The sequence below is a fragment of the Sphingomonas sp. genome, from assembly GCF_035944535.1.
Taxonomy (GTDB): Bacteria; Pseudomonadota; Alphaproteobacteria; order Sphingomonadales; family Sphingomonadaceae; genus Sphingomonas_B.
This window is the reverse complement of sequence record NZ_DASZBC010000007.1, coordinates 63,004-81,525: the sequence shown is the minus strand read 5'-3', so window position 1 is coordinate 81,525 and position 18,522 is coordinate 63,004. Positions and strand designations below refer to the sequence as shown.

26 protein-coding genes are annotated in these 18,522 nt (G+C 66.3%); 10 read left to right on the top strand and 16 right to left on the bottom strand.

Annotation, left to right across the window (positions count from 1 at the left end; all coding sequences use genetic code 11):
* Window positions 1-13: 13 nt before the first annotated feature.
* The 11 genes from VGT77_RS07325 to VGT77_RS07275 all read right to left on the bottom strand — a co-directional run bounded on the left by VGT77_RS07325 (window position 14) and on the right by VGT77_RS07275 (window position 7,310).
* Entirely contained in the window at window positions 14-397 is a 384-nt protein-coding gene (locus VGT77_RS07325) for a hypothetical protein (protein ID WP_327461072.1), read from the bottom strand.
* 11 nt (window positions 398-408) lie between these two features.
* Window positions 409-942 carry a demethoxyubiquinone hydroxylase family protein gene (locus tag VGT77_RS07320; protein WP_327461070.1) on the bottom strand — a complete coding sequence of 178 codons (534 nt, stop codon included), beginning with the start codon at window positions 940-942 and terminating at the stop codon, window positions 409-411.
* Window positions 939-1,424 carry a disulfide bond formation protein B gene (locus VGT77_RS07315; protein ID WP_327461068.1) on the bottom strand — a complete coding sequence of 162 codons (486 nt, stop codon included), beginning with the start codon at window positions 1,422-1,424 and terminating at the stop codon, window positions 939-941. The genes VGT77_RS07320 and VGT77_RS07315 overlap by 4 nt, the downstream gene beginning before the upstream one ends.
* A gap of 122 nt (window positions 1,425-1,546) precedes the next feature.
* Window positions 1,547-2,875: a S41 family peptidase gene (locus VGT77_RS07310; RefSeq protein ID WP_327461066.1), complete on the bottom strand. Its 1,329-nt coding sequence runs from the start codon at window positions 2,873-2,875 to the stop codon at window positions 1,547-1,549.
* Window positions 2,876-2,934: 59 nt separating this feature from the next.
* Entirely contained in the window at window positions 2,935-4,029 is a 1,095-nt protein-coding gene (locus tag VGT77_RS07305) for a murein hydrolase activator EnvC family protein (protein ID WP_327461064.1), read from the bottom strand.
* Window positions 4,026-4,448, bottom strand: coding sequence for a 23S rRNA (pseudouridine(1915)-N(3))-methyltransferase RlmH (locus VGT77_RS07300; RefSeq protein WP_327461062.1), 423 nt, complete (start codon window positions 4,446-4,448; stop codon window positions 4,026-4,028). Before VGT77_RS07300 ends, VGT77_RS07305 begins: the two co-directional genes overlap by 4 nt.
* On the bottom strand, window positions 4,449-4,844 hold the full coding sequence (rsfS, locus tag VGT77_RS07295; protein ID WP_327461060.1) for a ribosome silencing factor: 396 nt from the start codon (window positions 4,842-4,844) through the stop codon (window positions 4,449-4,451).
* A gap of 13 nt (window positions 4,845-4,857) precedes the next feature.
* Window positions 4,858-5,478, bottom strand: coding sequence for a nicotinate-nucleotide adenylyltransferase (locus VGT77_RS07290; protein WP_327461059.1), 621 nt, complete (start codon window positions 5,476-5,478; stop codon window positions 4,858-4,860).
* Window positions 5,475-5,759, bottom strand: coding sequence for a type II toxin-antitoxin system RelE/ParE family toxin (locus tag VGT77_RS07285; protein WP_327461058.1), 285 nt, complete (start codon window positions 5,757-5,759; stop codon window positions 5,475-5,477). The genes VGT77_RS07290 and VGT77_RS07285 overlap by 4 nt, the downstream gene beginning before the upstream one ends.
* Entirely contained in the window at window positions 5,759-6,034 is a 276-nt protein-coding gene (locus VGT77_RS07280) for a hypothetical protein (RefSeq protein ID WP_327461057.1), read from the bottom strand. The genes VGT77_RS07285 and VGT77_RS07280 overlap by 1 nt, the downstream gene beginning before the upstream one ends.
* 31 nt (window positions 6,035-6,065) lie before the next feature.
* On the bottom strand, window positions 6,066-7,310 hold the full coding sequence (locus VGT77_RS07275; protein ID WP_327461055.1) for a glutamate-5-semialdehyde dehydrogenase: 1,245 nt from the start codon (window positions 7,308-7,310) through the stop codon (window positions 6,066-6,068).
* Between the two features lie 47 nt (window positions 7,311-7,357).
* On the opposite strand from VGT77_RS07275, the gene VGT77_RS07270 reads away from it, so the two are divergent.
* A complete protein-coding gene (locus VGT77_RS07270) occupies window positions 7,358-8,413 on the top strand; it encodes a DUF3667 domain-containing protein (RefSeq protein ID WP_327461053.1) in 1,056 nt (351 codons plus the stop codon).
* Here the strand turns inward: VGT77_RS07270 and VGT77_RS07265 are convergent.
* On the bottom strand, window positions 8,410-9,372 hold the full coding sequence (locus VGT77_RS07265) for a glycosyltransferase family 2 protein (RefSeq protein WP_327461051.1): 963 nt from the start codon (window positions 9,370-9,372) through the stop codon (window positions 8,410-8,412). The genes VGT77_RS07270 and VGT77_RS07265 overlap by 4 nt on opposite strands.
* An 87-nt stretch (window positions 9,373-9,459) precedes the next feature.
* On the opposite strand from VGT77_RS07265, the gene hemF reads away from it, so the two are divergent.
* On the top strand, window positions 9,460-10,299 hold the full coding sequence (hemF, locus tag VGT77_RS07260; protein WP_327461049.1) for an oxygen-dependent coproporphyrinogen oxidase: 840 nt from the start codon (window positions 9,460-9,462) through the stop codon (window positions 10,297-10,299).
* A gap of 3 nt (window positions 10,300-10,302) precedes the next feature.
* On the opposite strand, the gene VGT77_RS07255 is transcribed toward hemF, so the two are convergent.
* The gene (locus VGT77_RS07255; RefSeq protein ID WP_327461047.1) at window positions 10,303-11,388 is read right to left on the bottom strand and encodes a helix-turn-helix transcriptional regulator; all 1,086 of its coding nucleotides are present in this window, start codon (window positions 11,386-11,388) and stop codon (window positions 10,303-10,305) included.
* Between the two features lie 140 nt (window positions 11,389-11,528).
* On the opposite strand from VGT77_RS07255, the gene VGT77_RS07250 reads away from it, so the two are divergent.
* The gene (locus tag VGT77_RS07250; protein ID WP_327461045.1) at window positions 11,529-12,194 is read left to right on the top strand and encodes a PEPxxWA-CTERM sorting domain-containing protein; all 666 of its coding nucleotides are present in this window, start codon (window positions 11,529-11,531) and stop codon (window positions 12,192-12,194) included.
* 62 nt (window positions 12,195-12,256) lie between these two features.
* Here VGT77_RS07250 and VGT77_RS07245 read toward each other — a convergent pair whose 3' ends face one another.
* Window positions 12,257-12,424, bottom strand: a complete 168-nt coding sequence (locus VGT77_RS07245; RefSeq protein ID WP_327461043.1) for a Flp family type IVb pilin — start codon at window positions 12,422-12,424, stop codon at window positions 12,257-12,259.
* A gap of 212 nt (window positions 12,425-12,636) precedes the next feature.
* Here VGT77_RS07245 and VGT77_RS07240 point away from each other — a divergent pair, with 212 nt between their 5' ends.
* From VGT77_RS07240 to VGT77_RS07225, 4 genes are all read left to right on the top strand, one after another.
* Window positions 12,637-12,969 carry a YciI family protein gene (locus tag VGT77_RS07240; protein WP_327461041.1) on the top strand — a complete coding sequence of 111 codons (333 nt, stop codon included), beginning with the start codon at window positions 12,637-12,639 and terminating at the stop codon, window positions 12,967-12,969.
* Window positions 12,966-14,192: an RNA polymerase sigma factor gene (locus tag VGT77_RS07235; RefSeq protein ID WP_327461039.1), complete on the top strand. Its 1,227-nt coding sequence runs from the start codon at window positions 12,966-12,968 to the stop codon at window positions 14,190-14,192. Before VGT77_RS07240 ends, VGT77_RS07235 begins: the two co-directional genes overlap by 4 nt.
* Before the next feature lie 77 nt (window positions 14,193-14,269).
* A complete protein-coding gene (locus tag VGT77_RS07230) occupies window positions 14,270-14,680 on the top strand; it encodes a RidA family protein (protein ID WP_327461037.1) in 411 nt (136 codons plus the stop codon).
* 2 nt (window positions 14,681-14,682) lie between these two features.
* Window positions 14,683-15,279: a GNAT family N-acetyltransferase gene (locus VGT77_RS07225; RefSeq protein ID WP_327461556.1), complete on the top strand. Its 597-nt coding sequence runs from the start codon at window positions 14,683-14,685 to the stop codon at window positions 15,277-15,279.
* On the opposite strand, the gene VGT77_RS07220 is transcribed toward VGT77_RS07225, so the two are convergent.
* Window positions 15,226-15,984 carry a hypothetical protein gene (locus tag VGT77_RS07220; RefSeq protein WP_327461035.1) on the bottom strand — a complete coding sequence of 253 codons (759 nt, stop codon included), beginning with the start codon at window positions 15,982-15,984 and terminating at the stop codon, window positions 15,226-15,228. The genes VGT77_RS07225 and VGT77_RS07220 overlap by 54 nt on opposite strands.
* Window positions 15,985-16,040: 56 nt before the next feature.
* Here VGT77_RS07220 and lipB point away from each other — a divergent pair, with 56 nt between their 5' ends.
* From lipB to VGT77_RS07205, 3 genes are all read left to right on the top strand, one after another.
* Entirely contained in the window at window positions 16,041-16,682 is a 642-nt protein-coding gene (gene lipB, locus VGT77_RS07215) for a lipoyl(octanoyl) transferase LipB (RefSeq protein ID WP_327461033.1), read from the top strand.
* Window positions 16,683-16,787: 105 nt separating this feature from the next.
* The gene (locus VGT77_RS07210) at window positions 16,788-17,081 is read left to right on the top strand and encodes a hypothetical protein (protein WP_327461032.1); all 294 of its coding nucleotides are present in this window, start codon (window positions 16,788-16,790) and stop codon (window positions 17,079-17,081) included.
* Window positions 17,082-17,243: 162 nt separating this feature from the next.
* Window positions 17,244-17,906 (top strand): hypothetical protein, encoded by a 663-nt coding sequence (locus tag VGT77_RS07205; RefSeq protein WP_327461030.1) that lies wholly within the window; start codon window positions 17,244-17,246, stop codon window positions 17,904-17,906.
* A gap of 81 nt (window positions 17,907-17,987) precedes the next feature.
* Here the strand turns inward: VGT77_RS07205 and VGT77_RS15610 are convergent, their stop codons facing one another.
* Window positions 17,988-18,494 (bottom strand): tetratricopeptide repeat protein, encoded by a 507-nt coding sequence (locus VGT77_RS15610; protein ID WP_414713371.1) that lies wholly within the window; start codon window positions 18,492-18,494, stop codon window positions 17,988-17,990.
* Window positions 18,495-18,522 lie beyond the last annotated feature (28 nt).

The following is an 18,522-nucleotide window of genomic DNA, read 5'->3' as shown; positions in this document are numbered from 1 at the left end:
GAACGGGACTGGGTTACTGCCCTTCCGGCAATTCGCCCCGCTCGCGCGCCCGCCGCTCTTCGCGCGCTTGGCGGAGCATCTGGGCGTAGCAGCCGGTCCAGCCGCCGGCGCCCGAGGGCGTGCAGCTGTTGGTGCCGGATGCGCCGACATATTCCATGCTCCGGGCGCGGGCGGCCCAGCTGTTGCTCTGCGCACTTGGCTCGATGCGGCGCAACTCCTGCGGGATACGATAGCGTTCGCCTTCCGAGCGGCGGACGCAGATGGTGTCGCGGGGACAGGTGTCATCGCCGAAGATGACCAGCACCTGCTCGTTGGTGTTGCGCTGCGCGACCGCCGGTGCCGACGGCAGGCTCAGCGGCGCGAGGAGCGTGGCGGCGATGAGAAACTTCTTCAACATGGGACGCTCCTTCAGATGCGCTCGGACAGAGCGATGGCGGCGCGGCAGCCGAGCCGGATCGCGTGGAACATGAGTGGATAGGCGGGCGCCCGCTCAGCGCCGGCGGCGAGAGCATGGTCGCGGTGCGCCACCTCGTCGTCGCGGAACTCGCGGATTGTGTCCGACAGCTCCGGGTCGCTGTCGCCCAGCTCTTCAAGCTGCTCGGAATAATGTCGGTCAATCTCGGTCTCGATCGCAGCGGTGCAGGCCATTGCCGCTTCGGGCCCGATTGCAGCCGTGACGGCGCCGAGCGCGAAGCCGGCGACATCCCAGACCGGCTGAAGCAGCGTCGGCCGCACGCCGCGTTCGACGATCATCGCATCGAAGCGGCGGCGATGGGCTTCCTCTTGGGCAGCCATGCCGGCGATCGCCCGCCCGGCCGCGACGCGGTCGCCGAGCACGGCCAGCTGGCCGGCGTAGATGCGGGTGGCGCCATATTCGCCAGCCTGGTCGACGCGCAGCATCGCGGCGGCGTCGGGCCGGAGGTCTCCGGGTTTTACGGTCATCGCGCTCTCCTCGAACCATGCGCCAACGCCCAGATGGCGATTGCGGCTGCAAAGGAGAAGATGGCGTTGAACCCAGCGAGCGAAATGCCCAACAGCGTCCATTGTGCCTGATCGCAGCGGATCACCGGCGCGTTCAGGATCGCCTTCAGCATGTCTTCGGCCGAGCCCGCGGTCGGCGCGCGGGCGCAGGTGGTCAGCCCTTCCCACCAGCCATATTCGACGCCGGCGTGAAAGACGCCGATCGCACCGGAAATGGCGATAAAGATGGCGGCGAGGTTGGCCGCCACGCGAGACGCGGCGGGCTTCCTGGCGATGGCATAGGCCAGTGCCGCCAGCGCGATCGCCGCCTCGTGCGGCCAGCGCTGCCAGTAGCACATCTCGCATGGTGCCAGCCCGCCGACATATTGCGACGCCAGCGCGCCCCCCAGCAGCAGCGCGGGGGCGAGCAGGGCCAGCAGGCGGGCTTTGGCTAACGAGTCCAACTATCACTCCGGTTCGGGCTGAGCTCGTCGAAGCCCTCCCTTCGTTAGCTGGTAAGAAGAAGGGAGGCCTTCGACAAGCTCAGGCCAAACCGAGTTAAGGGCGGGAGCGGCTGAACCGGAGCTTACTTGCCCCGTGCCGCGGTCTGCACGGGGGGCAGCTTGCCCAGCCGCGCGATGGTCTTCACCGCATAGTCGAGCTGGAAGTCCTTCACGCCCTGTTTTTCCAGCTGCTCGGAGGTCAGCTTGAAGCGCGGATCGTCCTTCAGGTCTTCCTCCAGCACCGCATTGTCGACCTTGGCCTGGTTGACGAGATGGCGGCGCAGATCGGCCTCGCGGAACCGGGGACGAGTCTTGTAGTCGGGATCGCTCAGCTGCGGCACGGTCAGGTCCGGCTCGATGCCGCCTTCCTGCACTGACCGGCCTGACGGCGTGTAGTAGCGCGCCGTGGTCAGGCGCAGCGCGGTTGCGGTCGAGAGCGGGAGCAGGGTCTGCACCGATCCCTTGCCGAAGCTGCGCTCGCCCATGACGATGCCGCGATGATGGTCCTGCAGCGCCGCCGCGACGATCTCGGCCGCTGAGGCCGAGCCCGCATCGACCAGCACCACGACCGGCGCGCCGCCGGTGTCGTCGCCGGGCTTGGCATAATAGCGCTCGATATCGTTCTTTTCGCGGCCCCGCTGCGAGACGATTTCGCCCTGTTCAAGGAACACGTCGGAGACCTCGATTGCCTGGTCGAGCAGCCCGCCCGGATTGGAACGGAGGTCGAGCACATAGCCGGCCGGACGACGGCCGAGTTGTTTCTGAATGCCGACGATCGCGGCGCGAACGCCGGCACCGGTGTTCTTCGAGAAGCTGTTGATGTTGATGATGCCGACATCGCCCTTCACTTCCCACTTGACCGGCTTCAGCTCGATCACTTCGCGAGTGAGGGTGACGTCGAACGGCTTTTCGCGGCCCGGGCGGACGATGGTGACCTTGACCGGCGTGCCCGGCTTGCCGCGCATCTGCTCGACCGCTTCGTCGAGTGTGCCACCAAACAGCAGCTGGCCGTTCAGGTGCGTGATATAGTCGCCCGGCTTCACGCCCGCGCGATAGGCAGGCGTGTCCTCGCTGGCGGTGATGACCTTGACCGCGCCGTCCTCCATCGAGACGGTGAGGCCCAACCCGCCATAATTGCCGTCGGTCTGTGCCTTCATGGACTGGAAGTCGGTCGCATCGAGGAAGGAGCTGTGCGGATCGAGGCTCGACAGCATGCCGTTGATCGCGCCCTTGATCAGCGTCTTGTCGTCGACCCGATCGACATATTCGGCGCGCACCCGCTCGAACACGTTCATGAACTCGTCGAGCTCCTTGTACGTGTCGTTCTCGACAGCCGCGAGGCCGGAGGTGGCGATCGGAACCAGTGCCAGAGCACTGACGAGAGCGGTGGCACGCAACAGAGGACGGAACATGGCGACTTCCTGCCAGAGTGATTGCAGAAGAATATAGGCTTTTCGACGGGGATTAAAGGTCAGCCGACGAGCGGCGTGAAATCGACCGGGCGGCCGTCCTGCCGCAGCTCCACCGTAATGCCGCTCGGACCGGCCCGGCCCAGCGGCCCGCCGCCCGCGACCACGTCCCCGATCCTGGCGATGTTGGAGGCGAGACCGGTCACCAGGCTCACCTGCCCCCCGCCATGATCGATGATCGCGATGGCGCCATAGTTGCGGTAAAGTCCGGCAAAGGCGATCCTGCCTGGAGCCGGGGCGACGACGAGCGAGCCGGGCCGAGCGGCGATGGTGGCGCCGCGGGATCGGGCGCCGGAGGGCAGCGGTTCGCCGAAGCCGGCCAGCACCGGGCCTGCCACTGGAAGCCGGTAGGTGATGCCCGGCCGCGCTTCCACGCTGACACGCCCGCGACGGCGATTTCGGTCGAGCTGACGCACGAAGCTTTCGAGCGAGCGGCTGGATACAGCCAGCTGAGCAGCTCGCTCCCCCTCCGCTGTTGCCGTCGCCGACAGCGACGCGAGCCGCTGCCGCTGCCGCTGCTCGAATGCGGCCAGCCGTTGTGCTTCTCCGGCCGCCTCGCTGCGGCGCTGGCGCAACGCTGCCAAGGCGCGCTCGTTTTCCCCTCGCAGCCGGCGCGCTTCGGCGATCTCGGCGCGCAATGCCGATGTGCGGCTCGCGACGGCCGGAGCCATGGTGGCGAGGACAGCGCGGAGGCGCACGGCGTCATCGATGCTGCCCGGCTGAACGATCGTCGCTGCGGCGGGACGGCGCGCCATGGTCTGCAGCGCGGCGACCAGCTCGACAATGGGCCGCTGACGCTCGGCCAGCCGTCTCGCCTGCTCCTGCTGCCGCGACCGCAACAGGCTTAGTTGCGCCTCCGCCGCGGCCACCTCCGCTTCGGCCGCCTGGACTTGCGCCGCCGCGGCCGCCTGGGCACGCCGTGCGCGCTCCGCCTCGTCGGAGGCAAGCCTGACTTGCGCCTGGTAGAAGAGCGCGCGCTGGCGCGCCGCTACCGTCTCGGCGCGGGCATTGGCGAGGCGCTCGCGCGGATCGAGCGCCTGCGCCGCCAGCGCGGTCGCGGCGCCCGCCAAGAAAAGCGCGATCAAAGCCTTCATCATCCCTCCCGGTGATAGGGATGATTGGCAAGGATCGATGTGGCCCGAAAGAGCTGTTCCATCAGCATGGCGCGCGCGAGGAGATGCGGCCAGGTCGCCTTGCCGAAAGCGAGCAGCAGATCGGCGGAGGCGCGCTCCTGGTCCTCATGGCCATCAGCGGCGCCGATCAGGAAACGGCACTCGCGCCGGCCGGCATCGCGCCATCTCTCCAGCTTGCGAGCGAATTCGACCGAACTCAGCTGCTCGCCACGCTCGTCCAGCGCTACGGTGACGCCATCAGGATCGCGGGGGGGTATGCGGCCGCCCTGGTCGGGCAACTCGGTCAGCTTGACGGGCCAGGCGATGCGCTTGGCATAGCGATCGACCAACTCCGCTTCAGGGCCGCGGCCGATGCGGCCGCGCGCGACGATGTGGAGCAGCAATCAGGCGTGCGCAGTGCTAGGCGCGGGCGGCGCTTCGCCGAAGGCCCACATCCGTTCCAGATTGTAGAAGCTGCGTACTTCCGGGCGGAACAGGTGAACGATCACGTCGCCGGCATCGATCAGCACCCAGTCCGCGGTCGGCAGCCCCTCGACGCGCGCGGTCCGGCCCAGTTCGCCCTTGATGCGCTCGACCAGCTTCTGCGCCATCGACGCCACCTGCCGGGTCGAACGGCCAGACGCGATCACCATGTAATCGGCGATGCTGCTCTTTCCCTCCAGCGGAATGGAGATGGCTTCGATCGCCTGGTCATCTTCGAGGGACGACAGGACGAGATTGTGGAGCGCCGAAACCGGATCGGCTTCGGGCGTGGAGCGTGCGAGTGTCTGTGCGGCCAAGTGGGTTCCTCAGCTAGAGTGCGTGTCGTCGTAAATGGGTAACGCGTGAAAGCGCGCGGCGGTGCCAATAAGGGTCGGCCTGGCGGATGCTGGTCGCCGAACGAGGGTCGGGGACGAAGCGCAGGAACACGAGCGCCGGCGTACTCCACTCCGTCCATTTTACTGCCTGGCCAGCGGGCCGGACGGAGCGCCGTAACCAGCCCATCGCGGAGGCCGCGCGGGCAGCATGACTATAACCCGGCCGCGCAATGACCGCAATCGGAACCGTGCGTGCAATCTCTCGCCACGCCCGCCACCGATCGAACTGGAGCAGATTGTCGCCCCCCATCAGCCAGATGAATTTGTGGTGCTTGTACCGCTTTTTCAAGGCCTTGAGCGTGTCGACCGTGTAGCGGGTGCCCAGCTTGGCTTCGATCGCCGTCGGCCGGATCGCTGCGCCTCTTGCCCGCCGCCGCGCAGAGGCAAGCCGCTCAGCGAACCGCGCCATGCTGGCAGCGTCCTTGAGCGGATTGCCGGGCGACACCAGCCACCAGACCTCATCCAGCTTCAGTGCCCGCAACGCAAAGAGCGAAATCGCTCGATGCCCGCCATGCGCCGGATTGAAGCTCCCGCCGAGAAGGCCGATGCGCCTCAATGCGAGCGACGCCAGTCTTCCCGCTCGTGCCGGATACGAGCGACGCGCAGCACCTCACCGTGATGACGGTAGAACAAAAGAAAGGGAGTTCGCCCGATCCGCCACTTGCGCTGCCTTGAGCGGCCAACCGGAGTGCCGATCGAGGGGCTCTCGGCCAGCAGAAGGAGGGTGTGCTCAAGCGAGACGGTAAGGTCTCGATAGACTGAAGGGTCGCGAGGAACCCAATAATCTTCCGCGGCCTCCAGATCGAGTCGGGACTGGACCGAGAACTCGACCCGCATCAAGCCGGATTCTGGCGTCGGGCGATCTCTTCTTCCGCGCGCGCTCGCGACTGCCTGAGCCATGCAAGCACTTCTTCGTGGCTGTGGCAGCGACCTTCCTCGAAGTCGCGATCTGCTTCTGCCATGGCGGCTTCGAACGCCGCCTCTTCGGCAAGCGCTTCGGACACCGCCTCGGCAACAAACGCGTCCAGGCTCTGCCCCCTTGCCCGAGCGGCCTCACCCGCTCGCGCGGCAATGTCTGGACTCAAAGAGACGATATGCGGATCTGTCGCCATGAAGTGAACCTATGCTCCCGGTTATGCGCTTTCAACCGCGCACCTGGCCGGTGCCGCGGCCGACCCATTTATAGGTGGTCAGCCCCTCCAGCGCGACGGGACCGCGGGCGTGGAGGCGGCCGGTGGCGATACCGATCTCGGCGCCGAGGCCGAACTCGCCGCCGTCGGCGAACTGGGTGGACGCGTTGTGGAGGACGATCGCGCTATCCACCCGGTCGAGGAAGCGGTCGGCAACGTCTTGGTCAGCGGTGACAATCGCATCCGTGTGCCCTGAGCCATGTGCGGCGATGTGGGCAAGCGCCGCCTCCAACCCGTCGACGATCGCGACCGAGCAGATCGCGTCCAGATATTCGGTGTTCCAGTCCTGCTCGTCCGCGGGCTCCACCTGCGGGTCGAGCGCCTGCGCTCTCCGGTCGCCGCGCACTTCACAGCCGCGCGCCAGCAGATCACCGACCAAAGCCGCGGCGGCAGGAAAGGCGGCGTCGATAAGCAAGGTCTCCATCGCACCGCACACGCCCATGCGGCGGAGCTTGGCATCGAGCACGATGCGGCGCGCCATCTCCGGGTCGGCCGCTGCATGCACATAGACGTGGTTGTTGCCGTCGAGATGCGCGAGCACGGGGACGCGCGCATCCTGCTGTACGGCGGCCACCAGCGACCTGCCGCCGCGCGGGATGATCAGGTCGATCGCGCCCGCCGCGCGCAGCATCGCGCCGACCAGCGCGCGGTCGGGATCGTCGACCAGCTGGATCGCGGCTTCAGGCAGGCCGGTCTCGCTCAAGCCTTGCAGCAGTGCCGCATGCAGCGCGCGATTGCTCGCCCGCGCTTCCGAGCCTCCGCGCAGGATCGCGGCATTGCCCGCGCGGAGGCACAAGGCGCCCGCGTCGGCCGTGACATTGGGCCGGCTCTCAAAGATGATGCCGACCACGCCGATCGGCACGCGGACCCGCTGGAGGACCAAGCCGTTGGGACGGGTGGAGCGATCAATCTCCTGGCCGAGCGGACTGGGCAAGGCGGCTACGGCTTCGAGTGCCGCCGCAATGCCCTCGACGCGAGGCCCATCAAGCATCAGCCGATCGCGAATGGCGGCACTCAGCGCCGACGCGTTGGCCATATCCTCGGCATTGGCGGCGAGAATGGCGCGGCTTTGCTCGCGGACTGCGGCGGCAGCCGCTCGCAACGCCTCGGCGGTCCGCTCGGCCGGCAGCTGGGCGAGCGTCGCCGAGGCGCGCCGCGCGCGCGCCGCCATGTCTTGGATGCGGGCCTCTGCCGTCATGCCGCGGCGCCTAGCATGCGGGTGCGCAACGATGCTAGGCTCGGGCCATGATGGGGGCGGAAGCAGCAGGGGAGCTGGTGACCGGGGCACTGGTCGCCGGAGCGATCGAAGGACGCAGCGGCGAACGCCACGCGCGGGGCGAGCATGCGAGCCTCTGCCTCAACTGCGGCACCGCCCTGCTCGGCAGCTATTGCCATCGCTGCGGCCAGGCCGAGCATGTCCATCGCTCCCTCTCGGCGATCTGGCACGACATTGCCCATGGCGTGCTGCACTTCGAGGGCAAGATTTGGAACACCCTGCCCCTGCTTGCCTGGCGGCCGGGCGAGCTGACGCGGCGCTACATCCATGGCGAGCGCGCGCGTTTCGTGTCGCCGATGGCGCTGTTCCTGTTCAGCGTGTTCCTGATGTTCGCGACCTTCGGCGCGATCGGTGCGCATCTGGAGTTTCCCGACAACACACCGCCATCCGTCTCCGCCCAGGCACAGGCCAAGGCGAAGATCCCGCAGGTGCAGGCCGAGCTCGATAAGCTGAGGGCGGAGCAGAAGGCGGCCCGGGATCCGACCACCGCAGCGGCGCTAGACCGCCGCGCCGACAAGCTGGACGAGGATCTCGAAGGGCTTAGCCAGATCGCCAACTGGCAGCCCGGCCGCTTCGCCGATCTGAAGACCGGCTGGAAGCGGTTGGACGAGGGCTTCGCCAAGGCAAACAAGAACCCCAATCTTGCACTCTACAAGATGCAGTCGAGCGCCTACAAATACAGCTGGGCGCTGATCCTGATCTCGGTGCCGTTCGTCTGGCTGCTCTACGCCTGGCATCGCAAGTACAAGGTCTATGATCACGCCGTGTTCGTGACCTATTCGCTGTCCTTCATGTCGATACTGGTGATCGCGCTGACGCTGCTCGGCAAGGCGGGGGTCGGCGAAGATGGCCTCGCCCTGGCCGCTTTGGTCATTCCGCCGCTCCACATGTATCGCCAGATTCGCGGCGCCTATGGCACGCGCCGCCGCTGGGCGATACTGCGCACCCTGCTGCTCGTCGCCTTCGCGGCGGTGACGCTGACCGTCTTCTTCCTGCTGCTCTTTGCGGTAGGAGCGCTCGGTTAAGTCCCGGGCGGCCGCTGCGACAGATAGGCGAGCCGCTTCACCTCTCGCCTGCCCCGCGTCACAGTGTCGAGGATCAGCCCACAGGACAGGCTGAGGATGCCGAGCAAGACCAGGCCGGTCGACAGGATCGCGGTCGGAATCCGCGGAACCAGGCCCGTCTGCACATAGGTGATCAGCAGATCGATCGACAGGCCGACCGCGAGCGCCAGGAAGAAGACGGAGACGAGCCCAAAAAAGGCAACCGGCTTCTCGATCCGGTACAAATTCAGGATCAGCCCAAGGATGCGGAAACCGTCGCGATAGGTAGAGAGCTTCGATTCCGAGCCTTCCGGCCGCGCGGCATAGGCGGTGGGCACTTCGGCGACCGGCATCTTCAGCTCAAGCGCATGGACGCTGATCTCCGTCTCGATCTCGAACCCCTCGGATAGGGCCGGAAAGGACTTTACGAAGCGGTTCGAAAAGACGCGGTAGCCAGAGAGGATGTCGCTGAAGGTCTGGCCGAAGATCCAGGTGACGCAGCCGGTCAGCATCCGGTTGCCGAAGCGGTGGCCGCGCCGATAGGCCGCGGTGGCGTCGCTTTCCCGGGTACCGACGACCATGTCCAGCTGCTCGCTCAGCAGCCGCTCGATCATCCGGGGCGCGGCGCTCGCATCATAGGTCGCGTCGCCGTCCGACAGCACATAAACGTCCGCTTCCACGTCGGCGAACATGCGGCGGACGACATTGCCCTTGCCCTGCGTCCGCTCGGTGCGGACGACGGCGCCGGCCTCGCGCGCGACGCGGACCGTGTCGTCTTTCGAGTTGTTGTCATAGACATAGATGGTCGCGTCAGGCAGCGCGCGGCGGAACCCCTCGATCGTCTGCGCGATCGCGGCGGCTTCATTGTAGCAAGGCAGCAGCACGGCCACGCGCGGGCGGGTTGCGGAAGACGTGGCGGCCAGCCGTTCGACCATGTTCATTTGGCCTCCTTAGCATCGGCCAAGCTAACAAACACCCTCCAGCCTCGCGCTCGACTTGACTCGGGATGAGCGACTAGAGGCGGGCTCATGCAGTTGGACGAACAGCAATCCGCCGCCCGCGCCTGGTTCGAGGCGCTCCGCGACCGCATCTGCGCGGCGTTCGAGGAGATCGAACGTGAGGCAGGCTCCAACGCCGCCTTCGAATATACGCCATGGGACCGCACCGATCAGGACGGCTCGCCGGGCGGCGGCGGTGTGCGGGGCGTGATGAAAGGCAAGGTGTTCGAGAAGGTGGGCGTGAATGTCTCGACAGTGGGCGGACAGTTCGAGGGCGAGTTCGCCAGGTCGATCCACGGCGCCAGCGACGATCCGCGCTTCTTCGCCACCGGCATCAGCCTGGTCGCGCACATGGCCAATCCGCATGTGCCCGCCGTGCACATGAACACCCGCTTCCTGCGCACCACCAAACAGTGGTTCGGCGGCGGCGCGGACCTGAACCCGCCGCTGCCCCGTGACGAGGACACGGCCGATTTCCACGCCCGGCTGAAGGCCGCGTGCGACGCACATGGACCGGACTATCATGACCGCTTCAAGAAGTGGGCTGACGATTATTTCTACATCCCGCACCGCAAGGTGCATCGGGGCGTCGGCGGCATCTTCTACGATCACCTGGAAGGCGAATTCGAGGCGAACTTCGCCTTCACGCGCGAGGTCGGCGAAGCCTTTCTCGGTATCTATCCGCAGATCGTCCGCCGCCGCATGCACGAGCCTTGGACGGAGGCGGACAAGCGGGCGCAGCTCGTGTGGCGCGGCCGCTATGCCGAGTTCAACCTGGTCTATGACCGGGGCACTTTGTTCGGCCTCAAGACCGGCGGCAACATCGACGCCATCCTGATGAGCCTGCCGCCCGAGGCGGTCTGGGAATGATTTTCAGCAGGTTTGGACCAGCCGAACCAGCTCAGCTCGACGGCGAACGCCTGTCTTCCCGAAGATGGCCGTGAGATGCGCTCGCACAGTGGTCTCGCGAACGCCGAGCCTTGCGGCCATGGCAGCGCGGCTATCGCCCTTGGCAGCTTCGACCGCGACCAAAGCCTCGGTCGGCGTCAAGCCGTAGGTTTTCGCCAGCAGCTCGCGCCGGGTACGATCCAACTCCTCCGGCACGCTGATCCACAGCAGTGCGGCGGGCCGATCGACACTGAGCGAACGCATGTCACACGCCTCCGACTCGCGGCACGGAACAACGGTGATCCGAACGGTGCCGCCGCCGGCACTTCGGACGTCGACATGGCCACCGCTCATATGCCGGACTGCTCCTTGCACCAGCTCTTCCAGAACACCGTCCACGGTGACGACTTTCCCGAGTCCTCGATCCGCCGACAACAGACTCAATGCACTGAGCCGTTGAAGCACCGTCTCGCTGGCGTCCAGGATTCGCGCACCCCGATCCACGATCGCCAGCTCAGCATCGGCACGGGACAGGCCAGAGCGACTCCGCAGGCCGGCAATCTGCAGCTTCCGCTGTATGGCGACGGCGCGAATGAGGTGCGGCACCAAAGCTTCGAAGTTTTCACGCTCGCTGGTCTCGAAGGCATCCTGGCCGCGCCTGGAATGACTCGTCAGCAAGACATTGACTCGTCCATCCGCCACCAGCTTGACGCCGAGCGACCCGGCGCCCGAATTCTGGGGCGCCCACCATTCATTGTAGAATGCGGTCGATTGAAACCATTCGATGTCCGTCAGGTCGCCGTAAGTGAACGTCCGCCCCGGCGGCACATGGGCGGCCCAGGTGCGAAGCGAGAATTGGTGTCGATAATGTTCGATAAAGGAGCGACGGCAGCTTTCATCCCAGAATGGCGCGACCAGCGACAGAGAGTTCAAGGGGTCAGTTACGCTCAGGCTGGACTGCCCGGCGTTCATCGCCTCGGTGATATCAAGAAGCGTCTGCGACCAAAGCCTGCTGTCCAGCGCCGCATCGTAGATGCCGCCGATCAACCGTTCCCGCAGCTCGTTCCGCATCGGCAACGCTCCCAATCGTGAAGCCTACATGGCCCGAGCAGCTTGGCAAGGCCTTGGACATTTGTCCGATGCGCGCCTTGCGGAGCGGGACGATAGCGATCGGACCAGCTGTGATCGCTGGTCTACAGGGGAGATAGTCGATGAGCAGGGTATTTGGGCTTTCGTGTGTCATCGCGCTTTCTGCACTGGGGGCGCCGGCTCAAGGAGCCACGGCCGATGCCGATGACGATTTCATTCCAACCTTCGCCGGCACACCCGTGCAGGAACTCGACATCCGCAGCGTCGACGCGCGGTTGAAGGACGGCGTGTTCAGACTGTCCGTGACCACCGACGCGCCGATCGGCCAAACATCAAGCAGCTACTATGTGTGGGGCATCAATCGCGGGGCCGGCGCGCCCAGGCTGCAGTTCGTCGGAGCGCCGCCGTCGCTGCGCCCGGACCTCAATTTTGACGCGATCTTCATCACCTATGCGGATCAGTCGGCCGAGTTCTCGCTGCTCCCGCCCTCCAACTTCGTGAATCTGGCCGGCGCAGTGCAGATCAGCGGCAACACCCTCACGGCCTTGCTGCCGCTGGCCATGCTGCCATCGAACGGCTTCGCGCCCTGGCAGTATGAGTTTACCGTTTGGTCCCACTTCAATCCGATCGGTCCGATCTCCAGCGCCAACAATGCACGCATCGCCGATTTCTCGCCGACGATCCGCGCTGCGATTCCGGAGCCCTCGAGCTGGGCGATGATGATCGCCGGGTTTGGCCTGCTCGGGACCGCCGCCCGCCGCCGGCAGTCGAGCGTCGCGTTTGCGTGAAAGAGAACGGGCGGCGAGTCGGCTCGCCGCCCGTCACGACTGAAAATGTTGCGCTGATCGGATCAGCTGACCTTCATGTTCGACGAAACGTTGTTGAAGGTCGTGCCGACCTTGGTGCCGAGCGACGACATGGCGGTGATGGCCGCGACGGCGATCAGCGCGGCAATCAGGCCGTACTCGATGGCGGTGGCGCCCTTGTTTTCGCGAATGATCTTGCGGACGAACTGCATGGGGGTCTCCAATACTCTACACAAACCTGCTCATGGCCGGGTTCAGCCATGGCCCTGCTAGCTGCACGACAGTTGAAGGACTCTTAAGCCGCGGCGCAGATCATGCTTAACTTTGCAGTGACTCTCTTCGTCTGGCAAAAAAGTTTGGGCGGGTGTCGATTGGCGATGGCGCCGCGCGTCTCCTTGTTGCTGAATGAGCAGAGGAGACCGCAATGAAGTACATGCTGCTGATCTACGAGGACGAGACGCAATATGCCGATCCGGCCAAGCTCCAGGCCGTGATCGAAAAGCACCAGGCCTTTGCAGGCACCATCGGCGACAGGATGGCGGGGGGCGCCGGCCTCCGCGAGACCCGGGCTGCGACGACCGTTCGAACGCGCGGCGGTACGCAGAGCCTGCACGACGGCCCGTTCGCCGAAACCAAGGAGCAGCTCGGCGGCTTCTACATCGTCGACGTGCCCGATCTCGATGCGGCGCTCGAAATCGCCCGGCAAGTGCCGTTGGCGGGCGACGGGTCGATCGAAGTGAGGCCGGTGCTCGATTGACGGCAGCCGCGCTCGAGGCTGCGGTCCGGACGGCGGGCACCCGCATCCGCGCGGCGCTCGCCGCCCGCTTCCGCAGCCTCGACCTGGCGGAAGAGAGTTTCGCCGAAGCGTGCGCGCGGGCGGCCAAGGCCTGGCCTGCCGACGGCGTCCCCGCGAATCCGGCAGGATGGCTCTACCGGACGGCGGAGCGGGCGGCGCTCGACCAACTCCGCCGGTCCGAGGTCAGGCAGAGGCTGTCGCCACCCGCCCCCGAGTCTTTACGCGCGATGGAGGAGGTCATGGACGCCGGCCTGATCCCCGACGAGCGGTTGCGCCTGATCTTCGTCTGCTGCCATCCGGCGATCGCAGCCGAGGCGCGCGCCGCGCTGACCCTGAAGGTCGTGTGCGGGTTGTCGACGGGCGAGATCGCCACCGCCTTCCTGCTACCCGAGCCCACGCTGGCGCAACGCCTGGTCCGCGCCAAGCGCAAGATCGCCGAGGCCGGCATCCCGTTCGAAGTGCCGGGACCAAGGCTCTGGCGCGAGCGGCTCGACGCCGTGCTCGACACGATCGAGATCGCCTATGCCAAGGCGCATGAAGACAGCGCCGGCACGGGCCCGCACCGGGGCTACGCGATCGAGATGCTGAACCTCAGCGGCACGCTGGCCGAGCTGGTGCCGGACGATCCGGACGTGCTCGCGCTCGCCGCCACCATCCGCTTCGCCGAAGCGCGCCGCCCAGCGCGGCTGGGCCCTGACGGGCTGATGATCCCCTTGGTCGAGCAGGATCCGGCACGCTGGGACCAAAAACTGATCACCGCCGGCCGCGAGATGCTGGCCCGGGCCAGTCCGTCAGGCAGCTGGCGCGCGGTGCAGGCTGCGATCCACGCCGCCTGGTGCAGCCGCCAGAGCCTCGCGGAACCCGCGCCCTGGCGCCGGGTGCTCGCCATGTACGATCGCCTGCTCGCGTTCCGCGATGACGCCGTGGTCCGGATCAACCGCGCGGTTGCCCTTGCGGAGGTCGAGAGTGCGGATGCGGGACTCTCGGAGTTGAACACGCTGCAGCATTCAGGCCTCGCCACCTTCAAACCTTATCTCGCCACTCGCGCCGACCTGCTCCGCCGCGCGGGCCGGCGCGAGGAAGCGCAAACGGCCTATGCCGGACTGCTCGCCCTCGACCTGCCCCAGGCAGAACGGCGCTGGCTCGAACGCCGCGCCAGCCTCGTCCCGTCACCCCGGGCTTGACCCGGGGTCCAGCTTCTTCTCTTCCTTACGGAGAAGCGGAACCCCGGCTCGGGGGCCGGGGTGACGAAGGAGGATCCATGTTCGCGCTAACGCTCGCGCTTGCCGCGCCGGTCTATTTCCCCGCCCCGGCGCGCGGCGACACGCCGCGCCCCTTCTCCGAAGCGGTGCAGGTCGGCGACACGCTCTACCTCTCCGGCCAGATCGGCATTCGCGACGATGGCACGCTGCCGGAGGGCATCGAAGCGCAGAGCCGGCAGATGATGGAGAATATCGGCGCCGCGCTGAAACGGCGGGGCATCGGTTGGGGAGACGTGTTCCACTGCCTCGTCATGCTCGACGACATGGCCGACTGGCCGGCTTTCAACCGAGTCTATGTACCAAATTTCCCCGCCGGCAAGCTGCCCGCCCGCAGCGCGGTGGGGGCGGACGGCCTGGCGCTCGGCGCGAAGGTCGAGATGGAGTGCAAGGCCTATATGGGCAGACGCTGAGCATGCCGGTCGAGCCGGTCCCGGCCAGCCAGATCGCGACGATCGTCACCTCGCTGGAGATGCTGGAGCGTCCGCCGCTGCGGCCGATGCCGGCATCTCAGCTGAGGTTGGTGCGCTGGCCCTCGCCGGACCTTGCGAAATATCGCGCCCTGTTCCGCCGCGTCGGCGAACCGTGGCTGTGGTTCTCGCGGCTGATGATGCCCGACCAGGAGGTTCTCGACATCATCAGCGATGCCCGCGTTCGGGTCTTTTCCGTGGAGGACCGCGCCGGCATCGAGGTCGGCATGCTGGAGCTCGACTTTCGCGAGCCCGGCACCTGCGAACTCGCCTATTTCGGTCTTGTGCCGGAGCTTGCCGGCCAGGGCCATGGCCGCTGGCTGATGGCGCAGGCGCTGGCGCTTGCCTGGGCGAAGGACGTCCGCCGCGTCTGGGTGCACACCTGCACGCTCGACCACCCCTCCGCGCTCGGCTTCTACCGAGCGCAGGGCTTCCGGCCCTATGCGCAGGCGGTCGAGACCTTCCCGGACCCGCGCCTGACCGGCCACCTAACCGAAAGCGCCGCTCCGCACATTCCCCTGATCCGCCCGGCGGCGCCATAGGCCGACGCTGATCAGCGTCAGTATCAGGCCCAGCCCGGCGTCGGCCGTCGCGTCGACAAAGGCGTTCACGAAGCGCTCCAGCCCGCCGAGCCCGCTCAGCGCCGCCAGCACGCCCACGACGAAGCCGATCGCCGCGCGCAGGATCAGCACGCCCAGATAGATGATGAGGGCAACAAAGAAGATCCTCCACCCATTGCCACGCGTGACCTCAAAGCTGCGGGTGATACCGGCCACCGGATTATGCGCCCGCTCCGCGACGAACGCGGCCTCGGCGAGGAACAGACGGCCGAAGACGTAAAGCGCCGGCACGACGAACAGCAAAGACGCGCCGAACAGCATTAGCCGCATCAGCACCACCATGGCCAGGAACAGGATCAGCAGCCGCGCCGCCGCTCCAATCGCTTCGCCGACCGTCGGCCGGCCGGGACCCATCAGCAGGATCAGGATTGCCAAGCGACCAAGCCCCGCGAGCACGCCGGTCAGCATCAACCAATGCAGGTTCACGGTCGCCCATTGGACATATTCCTGCAGCAGGGTCGCCTGCGCGCCGGACGGCGTGAACGGGCGCAGCGCATAGAGCAGCAGCATTGGCAGCAGCAGGAAGAAACGGGCGACCGTCAGCAGGATCTCGCGCTGTCCCTTCAGCAGGGTCATGGCGTCGCTCCAGGCTTCACCTCCATCGATCCGTCTGATTTGCTGCTGCATCGGCGCGCTTATAGCGGCGGTTGCGCCCGATGCGAGGGTCCGCGATAGGCGCAGCCATGATCGACGGCGTGGAATGGACGGTCTCCTCCGGCCTCACCGACTATGAAGCGGCGGTGGCCGACATGGAGGCACGCGCCGCCGCGATCCGTTCGGGCGAGGCAGCGGAGCGCATCTGGCTGGTCGAGCATGCGCCGCTCTACACCGCGGGCACCAGCGCTGATCCGTCCGAGCTGCTCGACCCGCGCTTTCCGGTGCACCGCACCGGCCGCGGCGGGCGCTACACCTATCATGGGCCCGGCCAGCGGGTCGGCTATGTCCAGCTCGATCTCGACAGCCGCGGGCGCGACGTCCGCTGTTTCGTGCACCAGCTGGAGCAATGGGTGATCCGGGCGCTCGGCGAGCTCGGCGTCGCCGCCCGCGCGATCGACGGACGGATCGGCATCTGGGTCGACACGCCGGCGGGCGAAGCGAAGATCGGCGCGATCGGGGTCCGCGTCCGCCGCTGGGTGACGCTGCATGGCTTTTCGGTCAACATCCATCCTAACCTGGATCACTTCACCGGCATAATTCCTTGCGGTATAAGCGAATTTTCCGTCGCAAGCCTTGCATCGATCGGGAACAATGCGGGCCTTCAAGCGCTAGACGACGCGCTCCGCTTCACCGCAGCTGAGTTTCTAAAGAGGCTGAACAAGGGCTGAAAGAACAACTCTTGAGAGGTGAAGCTTTTGTGTCTAAGAACGGGCGCGATTTGGCTAACGGAGGGCCACCGAGCCGGCCAAATCGAACATATAAGGGAGTTTCGAATGCGTGACCTTCTCGCGAAAGTTCTGACCGGCTCGATGATCGCCGGCGCCGCCCTCGTCGTTTCGGCGTGCGGCAGCAAGGAAGAGGCTAACACCACGGAGACGACCAACGTCACCGAGATGAACGCCACCGACATGAACACCACGACCGACAACATGACTGCGGTCGACGCTGCCAACGGCACCGGCACCATGGCGAACGACATGAACGCCATGAACGCGACGGACGCCAATGCCATGGGTGGCAACACCACCGGCAACATGGCGGGTAACAACATGTCGAACGGCATGTAATCTCGTCCGTTTTTCGGATAGCGGAAGGGCCGTCCGGGCGACCGGGCGGCCCTTCTTCTTTGGCGATGGGGCGCCCCGTCTTTACGACGACTGGAATCCTGCTAATTCTTTGTTCGGCAGGGGAAAACGTCTAGTCTGCGGCGCAGCCCGGAGTTCGTTTCGATGCCTTCACGACTTTACCGCCTCTTCGCCGCCGGTGCGGCACTGCTGTCCATGCCCGGAGCGGCATCGGCTGCCCTGTTCTGGAAGGCGCCGGACCTGCGCAGCGCTCCCGTCACTGGAACCGAGCCGGGCGTGATCACCGGCCCGCTGACCGGGGCCACCCCGGCGGAAGTGCGCGCCGCCCTGCTCTGGAACCTGCGTGCCGGCCTCAACGTCGCGGCGCTGCAATGCCAGTTCGAGCCGACCCTGCTGACACGCAACCAGTATAACGCGATGCTGGACAATCACCGGACGGAGCTGGCCCAGGCCTATCAGACGCTCACCGGCTATTTCACGCGTACCGACAAGAAGACGGGCCAGACCAAGCTCGACCAATATGGCACCCGCACCTATTCGAGCTTCTCGACGGTGCTTGGCCAGCTGACCTTCTGCGAGGCCGCCGGCGCGATCGGCCGCGAGGCGATCTTCGCGCCCAAGGGCCAGCTCTACCAGGTTGCAGAACGCCGCATGGCCGAGCTGCGCAAGAGCCTGGCGATCGGCGGCGAGCAACAGTTCAACTTCTGGATTCCGCCCTACACCCCGCTGCTCCCGCCGTTTGCGAACGAGTGCTGGGACAAGAAGCGCAACACGCTGAACGGCCGCTGCGGCTGGACGCGAGGCTGATCGCGCCCATCGCAGAGGATGGCCGGAGAGCGGACGTTTTCTAAGGGTGGATTACGGACCTGAGCCAGACGCTCGGCAAGCCTAAAGCGATCGCAGGCGAAGCTTGCGCAGCAGCCGCCTTGCCAAGTCGCGTTCGGAGGGGCTGATGTAATCCGAACCTTCCGCAGCGGCTAGGCAACGGAGCGCCGCTTGGAGGTCGCGCTTCGTCCCACGACCTCGCAGGTAGCACTTTGCCATCTCAAGCTGGGAACTCCCATCGCCCGTTTTCGCAACCCGACACCACCATCGGAACATGGCGCGCCACTTTCGCCGCTCGCGAAACAGAATCGCTATGTTAGACCCAGCAGCGACGTCGCGGTCTCTGCGCCATGCGCGCTGATAGAGCCGCATTGCGGCGACCTTGTCAGCCACGACCCCAGTCCCAGTGTCGTAAAGGTACGCAAGGCGGGTAAGACAGTCTGCGTCCCCGAGGGCCGCCCCTCGTTCGTAAGCTGAGCGCGCGTGCGTCAGGTTGCCAGCTTCTTCAGCGGCATCCCCAATCTGGAAGAGGGCTCGTGTGTCCACCACGCTGTCCCCTGTGCCATGCATCAGCCGAAGCGCCAATGTCCGCTATGTG